At 65.6% G+C, this 19495-nt stretch carries 20 protein-coding genes; 16 read left to right on the top strand and 4 right to left on the bottom strand.

Annotated features, from left to right (window positions below; translation table 11 throughout):
* Positions 1 to 74 precede the first annotated feature (74 nt).
* The 4 genes from ACL02S_RS14465 to glmM all read left to right on the top strand — a co-directional run bounded on the left by ACL02S_RS14465 (position 75) and on the right by glmM (position 4564).
* A complete protein-coding gene (locus tag ACL02S_RS14465) occupies positions 75 to 1820 on the top strand; it encodes a hypothetical protein (RefSeq protein WP_412802924.1) in 1746 nt (581 codons plus the stop codon).
* A 167-nt stretch (positions 1821 to 1987) separates the two neighbouring features.
* On the top strand, positions 1988 to 2431 hold the full coding sequence (gene rplM / locus ACL02S_RS14460) for a 50S ribosomal protein L13 (protein WP_412802923.1): 444 nt from the start codon (positions 1988 to 1990) through the stop codon (positions 2429 to 2431).
* Positions 2428 to 2937 carry a 30S ribosomal protein S9 gene (gene rpsI, locus ACL02S_RS14455; protein WP_412802922.1) on the top strand — a complete coding sequence of 170 codons (510 nt, stop codon included), beginning with the start codon at positions 2428 to 2430 and terminating at the stop codon, positions 2935 to 2937. The genes rplM and rpsI overlap by 4 nt, the downstream gene beginning before the upstream one ends.
* 250 nt (positions 2938 to 3187) lie before the next feature.
* Complete coding sequence (gene glmM, locus ACL02S_RS14450; protein WP_412802921.1) at positions 3188 to 4564, top strand: phosphoglucosamine mutase; 1377 nt, start codon at positions 3188 to 3190, stop codon at positions 4562 to 4564.
* A 26-nt stretch (positions 4565 to 4590) separates the two neighbouring features.
* Here glmM and ACL02S_RS14445 read toward each other — a convergent pair whose 3' ends face one another.
* Both ACL02S_RS14445 and ACL02S_RS14440 read right to left on the bottom strand, forming a co-directional pair.
* On the bottom strand, positions 4591 to 5046 hold the full coding sequence (locus ACL02S_RS14445) for a hypothetical protein (RefSeq protein WP_412802920.1): 456 nt from the start codon (positions 5044 to 5046) through the stop codon (positions 4591 to 4593).
* 76 nt (positions 5047 to 5122) lie between these two features.
* The gene (locus ACL02S_RS14440; protein ID WP_412802919.1) at positions 5123 to 6778 is read right to left on the bottom strand and encodes an ABC-F family ATP-binding cassette domain-containing protein; all 1656 of its coding nucleotides are present in this window, start codon (positions 6776 to 6778) and stop codon (positions 5123 to 5125) included.
* A 147-nt stretch (positions 6779 to 6925) separates the two neighbouring features.
* Here ACL02S_RS14440 and ACL02S_RS14435 point away from each other — a divergent pair, with 147 nt between their 5' ends.
* From ACL02S_RS14435 to ACL02S_RS14415, 5 genes are all read left to right on the top strand, one after another.
* Positions 6926 to 7117 (top strand): PspC domain-containing protein, encoded by a 192-nt coding sequence (locus ACL02S_RS14435; protein WP_412802918.1) that lies wholly within the window; start codon positions 6926 to 6928, stop codon positions 7115 to 7117.
* Between the two features lie 95 nt (positions 7118 to 7212).
* Entirely contained in the window at positions 7213 to 7524 is a 312-nt protein-coding gene (locus ACL02S_RS14430; protein ID WP_412802917.1) for a DUF6802 family protein, read from the top strand.
* 224 nt (positions 7525 to 7748) lie between these two features.
* A complete protein-coding gene (locus ACL02S_RS14425) occupies positions 7749 to 8060 on the top strand; it encodes a hypothetical protein (RefSeq protein ID WP_412802916.1) in 312 nt (103 codons plus the stop codon).
* Between the two features lie 29 nt (positions 8061 to 8089).
* On the top strand, positions 8090 to 10003 hold the full coding sequence (locus tag ACL02S_RS14420) for a hypothetical protein (RefSeq protein WP_412802915.1): 1914 nt from the start codon (positions 8090 to 8092) through the stop codon (positions 10001 to 10003).
* Positions 10004 to 10055: 52 nt separating this feature from the next.
* The gene (locus ACL02S_RS14415) at positions 10056 to 10427 is read left to right on the top strand and encodes a hypothetical protein (protein ID WP_412802914.1); all 372 of its coding nucleotides are present in this window, start codon (positions 10056 to 10058) and stop codon (positions 10425 to 10427) included.
* 26 nt (positions 10428 to 10453) lie between these two features.
* Here ACL02S_RS14415 and ACL02S_RS14410 read toward each other — a convergent pair whose 3' ends face one another.
* On the bottom strand, positions 10454 to 11311 hold the full coding sequence (locus ACL02S_RS14410) for a poly(ethylene terephthalate) hydrolase family protein (protein WP_412802913.1): 858 nt from the start codon (positions 11309 to 11311) through the stop codon (positions 10454 to 10456).
* A 36-nt stretch (positions 11312 to 11347) separates the two neighbouring features.
* Here ACL02S_RS14410 and glmS point away from each other — a divergent pair, with 36 nt between their 5' ends.
* Entirely contained in the window at positions 11348 to 13249 is a 1902-nt protein-coding gene (glmS, locus tag ACL02S_RS14405; RefSeq protein ID WP_412802912.1) for a glutamine--fructose-6-phosphate transaminase (isomerizing), read from the top strand.
* 77 nt (positions 13250 to 13326) lie between these two features.
* On the opposite strand, the gene ACL02S_RS14400 is transcribed toward glmS, so the two are convergent.
* Complete coding sequence (locus ACL02S_RS14400) at positions 13327 to 13701, bottom strand: cupredoxin domain-containing protein (RefSeq protein ID WP_412802911.1); 375 nt, start codon at positions 13699 to 13701, stop codon at positions 13327 to 13329.
* A 111-nt stretch (positions 13702 to 13812) separates the two neighbouring features.
* On the opposite strand from ACL02S_RS14400, the gene ACL02S_RS14395 reads away from it, so the two are divergent.
* The 6 genes from ACL02S_RS14395 (at position 13813) to tsaD (ending at position 19467) form a co-directional block, all read left to right on the top strand.
* Positions 13813 to 15258 (top strand): NAD(P)H-hydrate dehydratase, encoded by a 1446-nt coding sequence (locus ACL02S_RS14395; RefSeq protein ID WP_412802910.1) that lies wholly within the window; start codon positions 13813 to 13815, stop codon positions 15256 to 15258.
* Positions 15259 to 15430: 172 nt separating this feature from the next.
* Entirely contained in the window at positions 15431 to 16564 is a 1134-nt protein-coding gene (alr, locus tag ACL02S_RS14390) for an alanine racemase (protein ID WP_412802909.1), read from the top strand.
* Between the two features lie 120 nt (positions 16565 to 16684).
* Entirely contained in the window at positions 16685 to 17137 is a 453-nt protein-coding gene (gene tsaE, locus ACL02S_RS14385) for a tRNA (adenosine(37)-N6)-threonylcarbamoyltransferase complex ATPase subunit type 1 TsaE (RefSeq protein WP_412802908.1), read from the top strand.
* 55 nt (positions 17138 to 17192) lie between these two features.
* Positions 17193 to 17909, top strand: coding sequence for a tRNA (adenosine(37)-N6)-threonylcarbamoyltransferase complex dimerization subunit type 1 TsaB (gene tsaB, locus ACL02S_RS14380; RefSeq protein WP_412802907.1), 717 nt, complete (start codon positions 17193 to 17195; stop codon positions 17907 to 17909).
* A gap of 5 nt (positions 17910 to 17914) precedes the next feature.
* A complete protein-coding gene (rimI, locus tag ACL02S_RS14375) occupies positions 17915 to 18427 on the top strand; it encodes a ribosomal protein S18-alanine N-acetyltransferase (RefSeq protein WP_412802906.1) in 513 nt (170 codons plus the stop codon).
* Positions 18424 to 19467, top strand: a complete 1044-nt coding sequence (gene tsaD, locus ACL02S_RS14370; protein WP_412802905.1) for a tRNA (adenosine(37)-N6)-threonylcarbamoyltransferase complex transferase subunit TsaD — start codon at positions 18424 to 18426, stop codon at positions 19465 to 19467. The genes rimI and tsaD overlap by 4 nt, the downstream gene beginning before the upstream one ends.
* Positions 19468 to 19495: the final 28 nt, after the last annotated feature.

Raw genomic sequence — 19495 nt, 5'->3', positions numbered from 1 at the left:
CCGGTGCGCGAAAAGGGCGACGACCGGGGCCGGACCGCGAGGGTGGGCATCTCGGCCGAGGAGCGGGCACACTAATGCCTGTGACGGTGCGAGTAGGGGCAGTGCATCTCGGCTGGGATGTGATGTCTGTGGCCGCGGGCGGCGGAGGTATTCCCGTCCGTCCGGTACAGGTGGAAGGTATGTGGACGCCGCCGGCGTATCTGCTTGCCGATTCGTCGGGCAGGCTGCATACAGCCGGAGTGGAACGCAACAGACCCGATTTGGGGATGGCGATCGCCGATGTGCGTGACATCCTCGGGCATCCGCAGATCATGGTCGCGGGCGCGACCTGGCCTGCCGAGCTCGTATTCCGCGCGCGGATGTACAACCCGCTCGCGGAGATCGGCAAGCATGTGCGCGGTAAACCGGATCTGGTGGCGCTGCCCTTCCCGGACGGCTGGCCGGACGAGAAGGTGGATATCTACGCCGCCATGGTGGAACAGCTCGGCGTTATCGTCGAGCCGCTACCGGAGAGCGTCGCGCTATCGGGTTATGTTCGTGCGCTCGGGCTGGTGCGCCCACCTGATCAGGACCGGCCGCAGGGGATCGGCGCGACCGGGGTGTATTCCGATGGCCGCAGCATGCTGGTGGTCGCGGTGCACGGCGATGACGATCAGCCCACCGAGTCGATGGATGTCCGGGTCGATGCGGAGGCTATGCGTGATGCCCGATCCGCGGATGATGTGGTGATCGAGGTGATGGCGGCGGCCCGCTCGATCGGCGCGGACACCTCGACAGTCCTGCTGTCGGGGAACGTGCGCTTCAACGACGCGCTGCGGTTGGCCTTCCAGAACCATCTCGGGAACCGGTTGCGGGTGGCCGACCATCCGATGCACGCGCTCGTGCTCGGTGCCGTATACCTGCTGGTGAGCGATATCGAGCTGAATGAGCAGGAGCCTGCGGGCGGCCTCCCCGGCGCCGTGCCTGCCCCGCGACATCCGGTGGATACCCGGCAGCAGGAGCATCCACCGCGACAGGACCTCTATCGGCAGGTAGCGGCGGCGGGGCAACAACCGGACACCGGGCAGCGTCACCCGGAGCAGTCGTGGCCCCGTCCCGCGTCCGGTGGTCAGTACGGCCCCGGCCAGGCCACCCCGAGGGACGAGCAGACAGCGGGGAGCGGGCAGGCCGAGGTTCCGCGCGGGCTTCCGCCGAACCTCGCCGATGTGGGCGCGCGCTTTACCCGGCCACCCGGTGCCACGGACGGTCGAGGCACCGGTGTGCCCGGGCATCCGCAGGGCGATTTGGCCGGGCCGTGGACGTCTCAGGGGGAATCCATACCGCCGGATAGCGCGCGCTCCCCCTACCAGGGAATATCCGAACAGCGCAGGCCACACCATGGCGAGCGGGCGCATCAACGCCATGGCGAGGGGTGGGAGCCAGGTGCGGAAGCAGGAGACACCGAAGGTTCGCCACGTAAAGGCAAGCTATGGAACAAGATGAAGGGCAATCTGTTCGGAGTCACCACCCTGGCCGGTACGGTGGCGCTGACCGTTGCCGCGTTCGGATCCGGTGCCGACCGGGTCGAGCAGACCGCGCGAGCAGCCGATCCTGATCCTGGCGTTGGCACGATAGAGCCGATCATATGTCCGCTCACCCCATACGCCATCGACCGACTCGAGCCGGGAATCACCACTGCGAGGCGGGGCGATCAGGACGGGCGGGGCGATCAGGACGGTAGTGAGCGGGCGGACTGCGGGCGGAAGGGGATGGGCACATTGCACTACCTGGTCCCTGGTCCACCCGGCACCATCGACCTTGGGCCACCGATCGCGATCTGATGTGATTTCTGCTGGTGGCATCGCACTGGTATCGTTGACCGCTGGTGTGTGGAACGACTGATCGATTCCTGATCGGTCGTCCGCCGAGTCCCGGGTCTCCACCGGCCGCCGGGAACGCCTCGACCACACGCTCGGCTGGCAACACCGACGACAGACAGGGAAGCACTGTGCCTACGTACAGCCCCAAGGCGGGTGACGTGACCCGGCAGTGGTACGTCATCGACGCCACTGACGTAGTGCTCGGCCGTCTCGCCGTCCAGGCAGCGAATCTGCTGCGTGGCAAGACGAAGCCGACCTACGCTCCGAACGTCGATGGTGGCGATTTCGTCATCATCATCAATGCCGACAAGGTTGCCATCAGTGGCAACAAGCAGCGGGACAAGCTGATCCATCACCACTCCGGGCATCCGGGCGGCCTCAAGTCGCGGACCGTCGGTGAAGTGCTGGCGACCCGTCCCGATCGGCTCGTGGAGAAGGCCGTCAAGGGCATGATCCCGAAGAACAAGCTCGGCAACGCGATCGCGGGCAAGCTGAAGGTCTACGCGGGCCCGACGCATCCGCACGCCGCTCAGCAGCCCATTCCGTTCGAGATCAAGCAGGTGGCCCAGTGACCGCTCCTGAGGAATTCAACGAGGACTACGTCGAGGAATTCGACACTGCTGAGGTCGTCGAGGACGGTGCGGGCTACGAGGAGGTCGAGGTCTCGGCGTCCTACGACCCGGTCGTGATCGATCGTCCGGTGCAGACTGTCGGTCGTCGTAAGGAAGCGGTCGTTCGCGTCCGCCTGCTGCCAGGCACCGGCAATTTCGTGCTCAACGGCCGCACCATCGAGGACTACTTCCCGAACAAGGTGCATCAGCAGCTGGTCAAGTCGCCGCTGGTGACCGTCGAGCGCACCGAGTCCTTCGACGTGCACGCCCGTCTGGTCGGTGGCGGTCCGTCGGGGCAGGCAGGCGCCCTGCGGCTGGCCATCGCCCGCGCGCTGATCGAAGTCACTCCGGAGGATCGTCCCGCGCTGAAGCGGGCGGGCTTCCTGACCCGTGACCCGCGTGCCACCGAGCGCAAGAAGTACGGTTTGAAGAAGGCCCGCAAGGCGCCGCAGTACTCGAAGCGCTGATTTCGGCATCGAGCACCATCTGTATCCGGCGTTATGGCGCCGGGTACAGATGGTCGGGTCCGGGGGCGGTCGCCCTCGGCACGGTACGGCCGACGCAGCGCCTGCACGAGAGCAGGCTTCCAGCCGATGGTTGGTCGCCTGCTCTCGTGCTGTATGCGCGTACGACGTTCGCCGGGCCCTCCATCGCTATGCAGGCCGCTGCCTCCTGGCCTGCCGCGCACACTGCAGATCCATTAATGAGGGGCTAGGTATGGGACGGTTGTTCGGCACCGACGGAGTTCGTGGGATCGCCAATGAATCGTTGAGTCCGGAGCTCGCACTGCGTATTTCGGGTGCGGCCGCACAGATCCTGAGTCGTGGTAAGGACCGGGCGCTCGCCGTGGTCGGCCGCGATCCGCGGGCCAGTGGCGAGATGCTGGAGGCGGCCGTCACCGCTGGACTGACCGCCGCTGGTGTGGATGTGCTCTCGGTCGGTGTGTTGCCTACGCCTGCTGTGGCCTATCTCACCAGCTTGTACGACGCGTGTCTCGGCGTGATGATCTCCGCCTCGCACAACCCCATGCCGGACAATGGGATCAAGATCTTCGCCGCGGGCGGGCACAAACTCGACGATACGGTCGAAGACCGGATAGAGGAGCTCATCGCCGCGGATACCCCGCTGCGCCCGACCGGCGCGGGCATCGGCCGAGTACGCAGTGCCGCCGGCGCCCGTGATTACGGGCTTGTCCTTCCGGACCAGTACAGCCTCACCGGCACCCATGAGCGTTATGTGGAGCATCTGGTCGAGGCGACCGGGCAGGATCTGTCCGAGCTGACCGTGGTGGTCGATTGTGCGCACGGCGCCGCCGCCGAGGTGGGGCCCTCGGCGTATCGGGAAGCCGGGGCGCGGGTGATCGCTATCAACGCCGAGCCCGACGGGCTGAATATCAACGACGGTTGTGGCTCGACTCATATGGAGCAAGTTCGTACCGCGGTGCTGGAGCACGGTGCGGATCTTGGTCTCGCGCACGATGGTGACGCCGACCGCTGTCTGGCTGTCACCGCCGATGGCACTCTCGTCGACGGCGACGCGATTATGGCGATCCTGGCTCTCGATATGTACGAGGCTGGTGAGCTGGCCGATAACACCCTGGTAGCCACGGTGATGAGCAACCTGGGCTTGCACATAGCCATGCGCGCGGCCGGAATCACTGTTCGCACGACTGCCGTCGGTGACCGCTACGTGCTGGAGGAGTTGCGGCGCGGTGGCTTCACCCTGGGTGGCGAGCAGTCGGGACACGTGGTGTTCCCGCGCTACGGCACCACCGGCGACGGCATCCTGACCGGACTGCGTCTGATGGCCAGGATGGTGCGGACCGGGCGCACGCTGGCCGATCTGGCCGGTGTGCTGCAGACCGTGCCACAGGTCCTGGTGAACGTACCGGTCACCGATAAGTCGCTGGTGGCGGGCGCACCCGAGGTGCGGGAAGCGGTGCTGGAGGCGGAGCGGATCCTCGGGGACTGTGGACGAGTTCTGTTGCGGCCGAGTGGTACCGAGCAGCTGGTTCGGGTGATGGTTGAGGCCACCGATCCGGCACAGGCGCAGCAACTGGCGGATGATCTGGCCAAGCGGGTCGCCTCGTTCTGAGGCGGTTCGCGGTGCGTACTCCCGGTTCAGAACTGGGCGTGCAGAAAGCCGGTGAACAGCACGAGAAAGCCGCCGATCTCACCTCCGATGAGCGCGACCATCGTCAGCCCGGTGAATCGATCGATATCGCCGGCGAGCTGATTGGTGGTATCGCGGCGCAGCCCGTGCCAGATGTAGGAGGTGATGGCGACGATGAAGAACGTCAGGACAACCAGATCCGCGCCGAGATTCACCGCGGTGGGCCAGCCGCTGAGTTCGGTGAACACCGCGAGCAGCACACCGGCGAACGCGTAGAGCAGTGCCGCGCGGTGGGCGATATCCACGTAGACATGCGCGGCTGCTTTCGGTGAAGTCCGGATGCCGTGGTATTTCCAGACGCCGAGCACCAGTCCGGCCAGGAAGATCAGCCCGGTGATCAGTAGTGTCAGCCGGGTGTCCACACCGAGCTCGAATGCGATCGATGTGCTGGTCTCGGTGCCCATGTTCACTCCTGTTCAAAACGCTGTTCTCGCACTATAGGCAGCCGTGTCCGGATTGTCCGGTGAAGGAGTGAGGAGTTCAGTGTGCTTCGGTGAGCATGCCCTCGGCCATATGCCAGCGACGAGTCAGACGGACAGTATCGAGCATGCGCCGATCGTGAGTAACGAGCAGGAGCGTGCCGGTGAAGGATTCGACGGCCTGTTCCAGTTGTTCGATGGCAGGTAGGTCCAAGTGGTTGGTCGGTTCGTCCAGTACGAGCAGATTGACCCCGGTGGCTTGCAGCAATGCCAGGGCGGCGCGGGTACGTTCCCCGGGGGACAGGGTGTCGCATGGGCGCAGCACATGCGGCCCGCGTAGCCCGAACTTGGCCAGGAGCGTGCGCACATCGGCTTCCGGCCAGTCCGGTAACGCGGCACCGAACGTTTCGGCCAACATCGCGGTTCCACGAAACAGTCCACGCGCTTGGTCGACCTCGCCGATCGCGACACCGGAGCCGAGGTACGCGCTGCCGTGGTCCGGCGGGATCTTGCCGAGCAGCATGGCCAGCAGAGTCGATTTTCCGGAGCCGTTCGCCCCGGTGAGCACAATGCGGTCGGCCCAGTCGATCTGCGTGCTGATCGGTCCGAGGGTGAAATCACCACGGGTGACAGTCGCTTCGGACAGCGTGGCGACCACGGAACCGCTGCGCGTGGCGGTGGCGATGCTCATGCGCAACTCCCACTCCTTGCGGGGTTCGGCCACCACTTCTAGCCGCTCGATGCGGCGTTGGGTCTGTCTGGCCTTGGCGGCTTGTTTCTCGGTGGCTTCGGCACGCATCTTGCGGCCGGCCTTATCGGAGTCGAGCTTCCTTGGGTCACGCGCTGTGCGTCGTGCGGTGCGCACGCCGTGTTCCAGCCAGTTGCGCTGTTTCTGCGCACGGGCTTCCAGGTTTGCCTTGGTATCGGCATATTCCTCGTAGGCATCGCGCGCATGTTGCCGAGCGATCTCTCGTTCGGCCAGATACGACTCGTAGCCGCCGTCGTACAGGCCGACCCGCTGTTGCGTGAAGTCGAGTTCGATAACGCGATTCACGGTGCGGGCAAGGAACTCCCGATCGTGGCTGATCACTATCAGCGGGACCCGGATACCGGCGACGAACTGCTCCAAACGGGCCAGGCCGTCCAGATCCAGGTCGTTGGTCGGTTCGTCCAATAACAGAATGTCGAAGCGGGACAACAGGACCGAGGCCAATCCGGCGCGGGCGGCCTGACCGCCGGATAAGCCGGTCATGGGGGTGTCGAGACCGTGAGGCAGGTTATCGGTGAGGCCGAGATCATCGGCCGTCTCGTGCGCGCGCTGGTCCAGGTCGGCGCCGCCGAGGGCGAGCCAGCGCTCCAGTGCGGGAGAGTATTCGTCGGGTCCACCCTCGGCGAGACGTTCGGCCGCGGCATCCATGACCTGTTGCGCCGCGGTGACTCCCGTGCGGCGGCCGAGGAATTCGAGGATGGTCTCACCGGGTATTCGTTGCGTCTCCTGGGCCACATAACCGACCGTCGCGTCCGGTGGGCTGAGCGTGATACTGCCGGTCGGCGTGCGTCGGTCGGCGAGCATACGTAGCAGTGTCGACTTGCCTGCGCCGTTCACGCCGACCAGACCGATCACATCACCAGGAGCGAGGGTCAGATCGAGGTCGGCGAACAATGTGCGTTCGCCGTGACCGGCCGAGAGGCCGCGGGCATGCAGAGTGGTACTCACCAGCACGAGTCTGCCGTGTTCAGGGTTACGCCCTGAGGTCGGCCTCGGCGAAATCAGGGGCGATATCGGTCGTCGGACCGATGGCAGGGTGCGCGGTGGCGGTCACAGTGGATGGTGTCGCGAGCACCGCAGGAGAGGGAAGAGCACATGACCGTCCCCAATCGCCGTTTCACCCGTTCCACTCAGGACACCTGGATAGCGGGCGTCTGCGGTGGTATTGCCGAGTATTTCGGCTGGAATGCCACTGTCGTTCGGCTGCTGTTCGTGGTTTCGTGTCTGCTTCCGGGGCCGCAGTTCGTCATCTACCTGGTGTTGTGGTTGTTGATGCCGAAGAAATGAGCCGGGGCTGCATTCGGCCACATCGGATGACACGATGGTGCGGTGCACGTTTGTGTGGCGCCGCACCACCGCACGAGTCTCGTTGAGGAGGAGTCATGATCAGCTCGGGCGAACTCTCAGGTCTTGGCATGCCGGATATCGATGCGTCCTCGCCGCTCGGTGGGCTGGGGGAGGTCGAATTACAGCACCCGACTCAGGACATCGACGGTGACGGCATCCTCGATACCGACACCACCACCAGCGGCGACGGGTCGGTGCAGGTGTGGACCGACTACGATGACGACGGTTCGGCCGATCATGTCACCGTCGTAGAAGAAGACGGTGACTACGCCGCATGGGAATTCCACCGTTATCCCGATGGCACCTCGGAATGGGTCCGTACCGATCAGGGCAGGATCGGCAACTGATCGAACAGCGGCCGATCGATCTCGGCGGTCGCTGCCTCGGAGCGCTGTGCTTGTTGTGGCCGGTTGTGGCCGCCGAGTTCGGGCAGTAAATTTCTTCGGGTATCGAATTGGGTTCGGGGGAATCGAGTGTCGGTGTGTCGTGTCGAAGGGGGAATAGGGCGGCCTTCGGCGCGAAGGGAACTCGGCACCTGACGAGCCGACAGTACGAGGACGGAGGGGAATCCGTGGGCGGATCGGAGATGGTCGGGGTCAGGACGGGGGAGCTCGGCGCATTGAGCAGTGATTACCGCATATCCGCGGAAGTCCTTTGCGGCCAGGCTGAACGGCTTGCCGAGCAGACATTCGGCGACGGTGGTACGGCGGGGCGGAACTACGCGCGGCAGGGTATCGCCGTGCATCAGGGGTTGGCGCGGATCAGTACCTGGCTGCGGGATTGGAGCGACGCCACCGCCGCGACCGCGGATGCGCTCGGTGCCGCGGTCGTGGTCTACGCGGAGACCGATCGGCAGCGCGCCACGCAGACAGACGCGATGTGACCGCGCCGGATATTCGAGGAGTCGGGACCATGACCGTTTCCTGGCAGGGTAAGGCGATCGACGCCATCCTGGACGAAGGCAGCTACGGACTGCAGTACTGGATAGCATTCATGCCGCTGTACGAGGCGGCGTTCGGCGGTAACGGCGGTCGGGGGGATCTCGGCATGCTGCTTGCGAGATACGACCAGCAGCGTGGCCTGCTTGTGGAACAGCTGGAGCAGGTGGGCGAGGTGCTGAAAACCGCACTGACCGCGGTGGACAGCGAATGGGATGCGCAACGGAACTACACTGGTCGATTGCCTGCCTTGTGGCAGGGGCCGGCGGCAGGCACCGCACTCGAGATGCTCACCGAGCAGTCCCTCTCGGCGGACGAGGATCGGCAGCACGTGCAGGAGGTATCGCGAACGATCGACCCGATGGTGAACTCGTTGCGCCGATCGGTAGCGGCGAAAGCCGATGCCGTCCTCGGGCTACTGGAGGATGCCGGTAACGGCAGTCGGGTCGTGAAGATCGACGGCAAAACGCCGGAGGATGTGCGGGTCATCGTCGAGGTACACAACGCACGCGAGTGGATCAGCGGGGAGCAAGTGCGTGATCTCGACCGGATCTTCCCTGAGCTCGGGGTACCCCCGTATCGGACCAAGGGAAACCAAGACCTGACCGACACATATGGCGGAAAGATCCGCGATACCGTCCGGGATTGGTTGGGCCTCTTCAAACGGGACTTCGATGCCAAACTGACGCGCTACGTCGATATCTGCGAACACACCGATAAGCACATCGCGCTGCAGTATCAGAACCTTGTCGGTGCGCTGGCGGCGATACCCGAGCGTTCGTATCCGCGCCCGGAGGGGCTGACGACATCGCACTATGGTGAGCGGAAGCGGCCCGCTCCTTATGTCTCGTTCGGCTCTCCCGATACGCCACCGCCCGCCACTGCCTCGGCGGGAACCACATCGGGCATAGTGTCGCCGAGCGTGGCCCCGGGTTCGATGGGTACTGCGCCGATACCGGGGAGTGTGGCGCCGATTCCAGGAAGTATGGCACCGGGGTCGATGAGTGCCGTGCCGATGATGCCGAACCCGCAGACTGCTCCGGTACCAGCCGACCCGGCTGCACAGCCGCAGGCGGGCTTGTCCGTACTCGGTGAGGTGGCAAAAGAATTATCTCCGCTGGCAACGGGTCTGGCTCGATCGGTCGAACACGGTATCACCGCGTTGAGCGAAACGATCAAGAGTGGAGTCGATGAGGCGATCGAAAAATTCACGACAGGAAGTGAACCGGAGAACACCCGTACTGTTGGTACCCCCGCGGAGCAGGACGAGGCCGGTACACCGGAGGAAGAGTCCGACACACCGCCACCTGATACACCGTCACCCGGCACAACACTGCCCGGCGCAGTGGAATTCGATATAGCTGGAAAACACCTGAAATTCGAGATGGAGCCGGAGGGTCGGTTGAAACTCCTGCTCTCGGATTCGATGGGCGAACAACAGGAGTTTCATCTCGGATTGGACGAGCACGGAATGCCGTTCATCTCGCGGAAGGAACCCGAAGAGCCCGCACCCCCCACCGACCCCGCTGTTTTCGGGGTGCCTGGTGGGGGTGAGTCGGTGGGTAGCGGGTCTGTTTCCGGGGTGCCTGGTGGGGATGAGTCGGTGGGTAGCGGGTCTGTTTCCGGGGTGCCTGGTGGGGATGAGTCGGTGGGTAGCGGGTCTGTTCCCGAGGCACCGGATAAGGGCACGCCTGCCGACCAGTGTCCGGTCCCTGATCCGGGCACCGTCGGGCCGGGCAAGTCGGGCACGCCGACCGGGCCGACGCCGACCACGCGAAGCGCGGATGACGACGAGCATCGTCCGGAACCGGTACCCGATCCGAATGCCGAGGACCCCGAGACCCCCTTCGATACCGGTGCGGAATTGGCCGAGGCCGGACCGCTATGAGCCGGGATACCGCCGGTGCCGCGGTGACAGGTGAGCAAGGAGCCGGTGCGCAGTGAATTACGCCGAGGAGGCTAGGCGACTCGCCGAGGAAAACCATCGCCGGATGGCGATCTTGCTCGCGGAGATCGAAGAGATCAACGAGCGGACCACCGCGGCGGGTCGAGAATTCGCCGAGAACCTGGCAGCCGAGATGAATCGGTTCCGGATGGCGCAGGCCGCCGAGTCGGCGCAGGACCGTACCGAGGAAGCCGGAGCAGCGAGAGCCGAGGAAGCGGCGGAGCGATCGCCTGCGGCCGAGACCCGAGAGCATCGCGAGGCCATCGCTCGGTCGATGGCCGTTCGGAAGGCGGGCCGGACGGTCACGCCGATCGATGAGGAGGATGAGGAGGCGAAGTTCTACCAGCGGGAGAGCTGGCTGATCTGAGCGTCCCGCAGGCGACCGAGGGCCTGCTATCGGCGTAGGAGCGTGACCAGTTGGCCGAGTTTCGGCTGCTGCGGTTCCTCCTCGGGGGGTGCCGCGGGGTCGATGACCGTAGTGTGTGGAATGACCGTTTCTGGATCGGTGAAAGGGCGATAGGTTTTGTCGTCGGTCATGGTGGCGAGCAGGTAGCCGGTGAGCAGCGCGTAGGTGAGGCGGGCGGACTTGGCTTCGTGCTTGCCCATCCCCATCGCGGTGAGAACGCGGCGACCTTCGATGATGCCATTGCGTGAGGCGCGGTCGAGTGCGCGCAAGAGTGCGGGACCGCCCCATGCGGTGGCCAGCGGGATGGCGTTGGACCCGATCGAGGTCATATCGGTCGCTCCGGCCAGGATCAATGCCGGAGTATCGAGCCCGGACGCGATCTGTTCGGCAGCGGGCGCCGTCGGTGCCGGGAACAGTGCCGCGACGGCGGCGACTTCGCGCTGACCGGCGGCGATCACCGCGGCGCCCGCGCCCATACCGTGCCCGGCCAAGGCGAGGCGGTCGGGGTGCACGCTGATCTCACCGTCTCCCAGCCGTACACCGGTGCAGATATCGAGCGTGGTGAGCAAATCGGCAGCCAGCCCGAGATGTGACGGGATCGGTCCGCGCTCGGTGTCAGGGGCGGCGGCCACAATGCCCCACGAAGCGAGGTGCTCCAGTAGGCGACGGTAGCGTTCTGCGCTGGTCAGCCACCCGTGGCCGAATACGACGGCGGGTAGATTCCGGCCCGACTCAGGTGTGAACACCACCCCCGGCTGGCCGGCGATGCCCAGATTACCGCGCAACACGCGGTGCGGACCCCGGCTGGTCAGGGTGCTCAGTAGCGATTTCACAGACGCCGACACGACGTGAACGTTATCCGATAAGTAGGGTGGGGAGCCATGTGCGGAATCGTGGGGTACGTCGGGTACCGAGACGCGCTCGGCGTTGTCGTTGACGCATTGCGCCGCATGGAATATCGAGGTTACGATTCCGCGGGCGTCGCGATCCTGGATGGCGCAGGCGGTCTTGCGGTGGAACGCAAGGCAGGTCGCCTGGCCAATCTGGAGTCCGAACTCTCCGAGGCCGCGATGTTGTCCGGGGCCGGGATCGACCGGTTCGCGGGCACCACAGGTATGGGGCACACCCGCTGGGCCACCCACGGTGCGCCGACCGACCGCAACGCGCACCCGCATTGCGACCACAGCGGCAAAGTGGCGGTGGTGCACAACGGCATCATCGAGAACTTCGCCCCGCTGCGTCGTGAACTGGAGACCGCTGGGGTCGAGTTACGTAGTGACACCGATACCGAGGTCGCCGTGCATCTGGTGGCCCGTGCTTATGCCGATGGCCCGACCGCGGGTGATTTCGCGGCGAGCGCGCTGGCCGTACTTCGCCGTTTGGAGGGTGCGTTCACCCTGGTCTTCACGCATGCCGACCACCCGGACATGATCGTGGCCGCGCGTCGCTCCACACCGCTGGTTGTCGGTGTCGGCAAAGGGGAGATGTTCATCGCCTCGGATGTCACGGCGTTCATCGAGCACACCCGCGAGGCGGTCGAGCTCGGCCAGGATCAAGCTGTCGTCATCACGGTGGACAGCTACCGAGTCACCGACTTCGCCGGGACGGATGTCGGTTCGCTCACCCGCCCGTTCACTATCGACTGGGATTTGGCCGCGGCCGAAAAGGGTGGCCACGACTACTTCATGCTCAAGGAGATCGAGGAGCAGCCCGCCGCGGTCGCGGATACGCTGATCGGGCATTTCGGTACCGACCGGGACGGCGCGGGCCGGATCGTATTGGACGAACAGCGTCTCGCCGATCAAGAGCTGCGCGATGTGGACAAGGTGTTCGTCGTCGCATGCGGCAGTGCCTACCATTCCGGTTTGCTGGCTAAATACGCTATCGAGCACTGGACCAGACTGCCGGTCGAGGTCGAGCTGGCCAGCGAATTCCGCTACCGCGACCCCGTGCTCGACCGCTCTACCCTGGTTGTGGCGATCTCCCAGTCCGGCGAGACCGCCGACACCCTGGAGGCGGTACGCCATGCCAAGGAACAGAAGGCGCGCGTGCTCGCCGTCTGTAATACCAATGGGGCGCAGATTCCCCGCGAATCCGATGCGGTGCTCTACACCAGGGCCGGGCCGGAGATCGGTGTTGCCTCGACCAAGGCGTTCCTGGCCCAGGTGACCGCGAATTATCTGGTCGGGCTCGCTTTGGCGCAGGCGCGCGGAACCAAGTATCCGGATGAGGTCGCGCGCGAGTTCGCCGAGCTGGAGGCCATGCCGCAGCTGGTGGCGCGGGTGCTGGAGACGGCGCCACAGATGCGTGCCATCGCGCGTGAACTCGCGCATGTGTCGACCGTGCTGTTCCTCGGGCGGCATGTCGGATACCCGGTGGCGCTGGAAGGTGCGCTCAAGCTCAAGGAACTGGCCTATATGCATGCCGAGGGTTTCGCGGCAGGCGAGCTCAAGCACGGCCCGATCGCGTTGATCGAGGACGGGCTTCCGGTGATTGTGGTGATGCCTTCCCCGAAGGGACGCGCGGTGCTGCATTCGAAGCTGTTGAGCAATATCCGGGAGATCCAGGCCAGGGGTGCGCGCACCATCGTGATCGCGGAGGAAGGCGACGATACGGTCCGGCCCTTCGCTGATGATCTCATCGAGATCCCCAGTGCGCCGACGCTGTTGCAGCCGCTGCTTTCGACCGTTCCGTTGCAGATCTTCGCCGCGGAGGTAGCTCAGGTCCGCGGCTACGATGTCGACAAGCCGCGGAATCTGGCGAAATCGGTCACGGTCGAGTAGCACGGCGGCCGCTGCTCCCTATGGGAGTGGCTGCCACCTGTCTGCTCGCCGAGGACATGGCAGGGGCGGGGCCGGCCTTACTCGACGGTGACCGCCCCGCGCATCTGTGGGTGCAGGGAACAGAGATAGCGGTAGGTACCCGGTGCGGTGAAGGTGTAGCTCCACTCACCCTTGTCGATGATGGGGCTGTTGATGCCCATGGCCTTATCGCCGATTCCCTGGACGGTATGCGGGACGTTGTCGTCGAATTTCCAGGTGACCGTGTCGCCGGCCTGGATGGTCATCTCGGCCGGAGCGAATGTCATATTGTCGACCAGGACAGTAACCGTGGCGGGTTCGCGCTCGCCGGTCGGCTGGGCGAGGGCGGTCGTCGAGGGGGGTGATGATGTCGTGGTGGTGTCCACCGAGCCGGTTTCGTCACTGCCACATCCGGACAGCAGTGCACCGGTCATGGTGATTCCCGTAACAATCCGGATGGTTCTCGTGCGGCGGCGGACGCTTGGCATGATGACCAAGCGTAGTAGACCACATCCGCAGTACACCGCACCGGCAGAGGAGTGTCGATGTCAACGCAGCAGGGCTATTTCACCGTCGAAGAGGTTCGCGCGGCGGAGGCCGAGCTGTTCACCCGGGTTCCCGAAGGGGTACCCATGCGGCGCGCGGCGTACGGTTTGGCGACTGTGGTAGCCGGTGAGCTCGCGGAGCGCACCGGGGGTATCGCGGGGCGCGCGGTGACCTTGCTGGTCGGATCGGGTGACAATGGGGGCGACGTGCTCTGGGCCGGTGCGCAGTTGCGCCGCCGTGGTGTCGCGGTGACCGCGGTACTGCTGTATCCGGAGCGCGCGCATGTGAAAGGTCTTGCCGCACTGCGTAAGGCCGGAGGCCGGGTCAGCGATCAGGTCGGTCGTCCTGATCTGGTGATCGATGGCATCGTCGGTTTGTCCGGCCGTGGTCCGCTGCGTCCCGGCGCGGCGGAACTCGTCGCGACACTGGATGCTCCGATCGTCGCGGCCGACCTGCCCAGCGGTGTCGACCCGGACACCGGTGCGATCGACGGACCCGCTGTCCGCGCGGATGTCACGGTTACCTTCGGTGCCCGCAAACCGGTGCACGCTCTCGCCGCTGCCCAGTGCGGCCGAATCGAGCTGGTCCCCATCGGTTTACGCCTTCCGGAACCCGGCCTTGTCGCGGTGGAGCCTGCTGCCATCGGCGCAGGCTGGCCGATTCAGGGGGCGGCCGACGATAAATACACCGGGGGTGTCACCGGCGTATGCGCGGGCAGCGCGAGGTATCCGGGCGCCGCGGTGTTGTGCGTTGGCGCCGCCGTTGCCGCGACCTCGGGCATGGTGCGCTATGCCGGAACCGCGGCGGGAGAGGTGTTACATCACTTCCCGGAAGTGATCGCCACCCAGCGGCTCGCCGATGCGGGGCGAGTCCAGTCCTGGGTTTTCGGCCCCGGTGCAGGCACCGACGCCGATGCGAGGCAGCGTCTTGCCGACATCTTGGCGACGGATCTCCCTGTTGTCGTCGATGCCGACGGCCTCACCATGCTCGCCGCCGCGCCCGAGTTGGTGCGTGCGCGCCGCGCCCCGACCGTCTTGACACCGCATGCCGGTGAGTTCACTCGCCTCACCGGACGCGCGGTCGGTGCGGATCGGGTGGCCGCCGTCCGTGATCTCGCCGACTCCTGGCAGGTGACCGTGCTGTTGAAGGGGCGCGCGACACTGGTGGCCGCACCGGGCCATCCCGTTGTGGTCAATGAGGCAGGCGGCTCCTGGGCCGCTACTGCCGGTGCGGGTGATGTGCTCTCCGGCATCATCGGAGCGCTGCTCGCCGCGGGGAATGATCCCGTATGGGCCGCGGCCGCGGCCGCCCGCGTACACGCGCTGGCCGCCGATCTCGCCGCCCATCACGACGCACCGGCGGGAGCACCTATCTCGGCGGGGCGGCTGGCAGCGCGGATATCTTCGGCGATCGGGGTGCTCCGGTACCGGGCGCGCTCATGCTGACCGGACCGGGGCGTACCGCCTTGGCAGTCCGCGGCTCGGACGCGATACCGGGTACCTCGGTGACCGGGCTGTCCAGTCGGATAGTCGTGCGGACAGGAGATGCCGTTGCGCTGCTGAGGTCCGGTTCCGCGCCGGGCATCCGGGTGACGCGCTCGCGGTATCGCCGATCCGAATGGCAGGATCGGTAACCGTGAACGCGCAAGTGGAAACGGTCATCGATCTGGATGCCATCGCCCACAACGTGCGGATCCTGCGGAAATACGCGGGGGATGCCGGGGTGATGGTGGTGGTGAAGGGCGATGGCTACAACCACGGCGCGGTGGAAGTGAGCCGGGCGGCGCTGGCTGCGGGGGCGGCCGAGCTGGGTGTCACGACCGTGGCCGAGGCGTTGCGATTGCGTGCGGCTGGCATCACCGCACCCATCCTGTGCTGGCTCAACAACGCCGAAACGGACTTCGCGGCCGCGGTAGCCGCGGATATCGAGATCGGGGTCTCCTCACCGGCCCAATTGCGCGCAGTGGCGGCGGCCGCGCGGCAGACCGGCCGCACCGCCACAGTCGCGGTGAAAGTGGATACCGGCTTGAATCGTAACGGCGTATCCCAGGCAGAATACGCACAGTTACTGACGATATTGCGGGCACTGGTCGACGAACAGGTGGTATACCTGCGCGCGATCTTCTCCCATCTCGCGCATGCCGATGAACCGGAACACCCCAACAACACTGTGCAACGCACCCGGTTCTTGGACGCGATCGCCCTGGCCAAGGAGTACGGTTTGGCGCCGGATCTGGTGCACCTGGCCAATTCGGCTGCCACTCTGACCCGTCCCGATATGGCTTTCGACCTGGTGCGGCCAGGTATCGCCGTGTACGGCCTGTCCCCGATACCGGACAACGACTTCGGCCTGCGTCCGGCAATGACCTTCCAGGCTCAGGTAGCGCTGGTCAAACAGGTGTCCGCGGGGGAAGGGGTCTCCTACGGGCACCAATGGATCGCACCGCACGACACCACCGTCGCGCTGATCCCCGCCGGCTATGCCGACGGTGTGCTCCGTGGTCTGAGCGGACGATTCGATGTCTGGCTCGGCGGCGCCAGACGCAGGAACATCGGCCGGGTGTGTATGGACCAGTTCGTTGTCGATCTCGGGGACAACGCGACGGGTGTTCGGGAAGGGGATATCGCTGTCCTTTTCGGTGTCCGGCCGAGTGCTCAGGAGTGGGCGGATCTGCTCGACACCATCCACTACGAAGTGGTGTGCGCGCCACGTGGTCGGGCTGTTCGGCGTTATATCGGCGGTGCCGAATGATCGGTCCACAGCTGGCGACCGGTATACAACGTCAGGACATCGTCGCTGTCGTATCCCATCGATTGTCGGCTGCGGCGGGCACGGTCGCATCGGTGCTGCGGAGAGCTTCGGAGGTGGCCGGTGACTGAACGGTGGCAACGGATTCTGCCCACGGTCGCCGATACCGAGGCACTCGGCCGTGAACTGGCCACCGATCTGCGCGCAGGAGACCTGGTGGTGCTCGACGGTCCGCTCGGCGCGGGTAAGACCGCGCTCACCCGTGGCATCGCCGAGGGGCTCGGCGTGCAGGGCCGGGTCAGCTCACCGACCTTCATCATCGCCCGTCAGCATCGTGCCGGGCACCGTGCGGGTGCGCCCCCGGTGCCGATGGTGCATGTGGACGCCTATCGTCTCGGTGGCGATCTGGATGAGCTGGACGCGTTGGACCTGGACACCGACCTGCAGCAGGCGGTGGTCGTGGTGGAGTGGGGCCGCGGGGTGGTGGAACACCTCACCGAGCGGCATCTGCGGGTGCTGCTGTCTCGTGAGCCGGATTCGGATGTGCGCACCGCGATCTGGGAATGGGTGGATTAGCCATCAGGTAGCTCTGCGTCGGTGACCGCTACCACCCGGTATCGTTAGGCCAATCATGCTTGTATTAGCCGTCGACACCGCGACACCCGCCGTGACAGCGGGACTGGTGGATCTGGAGCAGGGCACCGATCTGGCTGATCCGGTCCGGACGCATACCGTCGCCTCCCGGGTACGGGTCGATCCCCGTGCGCACGCCGAGGTGCTCACCCCGCAGATTCTCGAATGCCTCGCCGAGTCAGGCCGTTCCAGGACCGATATCGCCGCGATCGTGGTCGGTGCCGGTCCGGGTCCGTTCACCGGCTTGCGCGTCGGTATGGCGACCGCATCCGCATTCGGTGACGCGCTCAGCATCCCGGTGTACGGGGTATGCAGTCTCGACGCGATCGCTGTGGACGCGGCGCTGGACCCTGCCGTGCTTCCCTCGGTCGAGCGGCCGCCGGCCGCCGAGTTGCTCGTGGTAACCGATGCGCGCAGGCGCGAGGTGTACTGGGCGCGGTATCGCGCGGGTACGCGGGTGGCCGGACCCGAGGTGTGTAAACCCACCGACCTCTATGCCGGGCAGGCCACGGCGATCGCCGGATCCGCTTCACACGTCGATTTCTTCGATCTTCCCGTGCTCCCGGTCGAAACACCCTCACCCGCCGGATTGGTACGGGTGGCCGCGGCCGAGCTACTCGCTCGCGCAGTGCCCGCCCAGCTGGTTCCGATGTATCTGCGCAGACCGGACGCGGTGGAGAACGCTTATCGCAGGCTCGACCGGACGGGAGCGTGACACCGGTGGCTTTCCGAATCGAGCCCATGACCCCTGCCGATATCGTGCGCTGCGTCGAACTGGAACAGATGTTGTTCCCCGAGGACAACCCCTGGGTCGCGGTGGCATTCCAGTCGGAACTGAGCTGGGCGTACAACCGCTACATCATCGCGCGCGACGCCGACGGCTCCGTGGTCGGTTACGCGGGTATCGCCCTGTTGGGTGATGCCGCGCACCCCGAGGCCGAGGTACGCAATATCGGCGTCGACCCGGACTGTCATCGTGCGGGCATCGGGACCCTGCTCCTCGAAGCGTTGCTCGTGGAGGCGGACCGGCGCGGTGGCCCGGTATTCCTCGAGGTGCGCACCGATAATGCGCCCGCGATCGCGCTATACGATAAGCACGGCTTCCACATCATCGGAGTGCGCAAGGACTATTACCATCCCAGTGGCGCCGACGCATACACGATGCGCCGCCCCGCATTGTCCAGCGTGGACCGTAAGTGGTGTGCCGGTAAATCGGACGAGGTGTTGTCGTGATCGTCATGGGTATCGAAAGTTCCTGCGACGAAACCGGTGTCGGCATCGTTCGCGCACATCCCGACGGCACGTGTGAATTGCTTGCCGATGAGGTCGCCTCTAGTGTCGACCAGCATGCGCGCTTCGGGGGTGTGGTCCCCGAAATCGCTTCGCGCGCACATCTGGAGGCGATCGTGCCCGCGATGCGCCGCGCGTTGTCCGCGGCGGGCATCGTCAAACCGGATGCGCTGGCGGTGACCATCGGACCCGGCTTGGCCGGTGCCCTGCTGGTCGGCGTCGCGGCGGCGAAAGCGTATGCGGCGGCCTGGGATATACCTTTCTACGCGCTCAATCATCTCGGCGGACATGTCGCGGTGGACACCCTCGAACATGGTCCGATGCCGCCGTGCGTGGCGCTGCTGGTCTCCGGCGGGCACACTCATCTGTTACATGTCACGAATCTGGCCGATCCGATCGTCGAACTCGGTAGCACTGTCGATGACGCGGCTGGTGAGGCATTCGACAAGGTAGCGCGCCTGCTCGGGCTGGGTTTTCCTGGTGGCCCTGCGCTGGATGCCGCCGCTACGACGGGTGATCCACGCGCTATCGCATTTCCAAGAGGTATGACCGGTCCGCGTGATCCACGCTACGACTTCTCCTTCTCGGGGCTCAAAACCGCGGTGGCCCGCTATGTGGAGGCGGCGCAGCGCCGGGGCAGCACTGCGGCGGACCTGCCCATTCCTGATATCGCGGCGTCGTTCCAGGAATCGGTTGCCGATGTGCTCACTATGAAAGCGGTCAGGGCGGCCAGGGATACCGGTGTCGACACCTTGGTGCTCGGTGGCGGCGCGACGGCCAATTCGCGGATCCGATCGATGGCCGAGGAGCGTTGCGCTGCGGCCGGTTTGACCTTACGCGTGCCCAAGCCTCGGTTGTGCACGGATAACGGCGTGATGATCGCTGCGCTGGGTGCGCATGTGATCGCGGGCGGCGCGGCGCCGTCACCGTTGACGGTTGCCACCGATCCGGGTCTTTCGGTGGCGGTCAGTCTGGTCCACTGACGTGGGCCTCACCGGCTACCTGTGATCG

This window comes from Nocardia spongicola (assembly GCF_047200775.1).
Classification (GTDB): Bacteria; Actinomycetota; Actinomycetes; order Mycobacteriales; family Mycobacteriaceae; genus Nocardia.
Note: the sequence above shows the minus strand (reverse complement) of the source record. Positions and strands in the feature narration are given on the sequence as shown.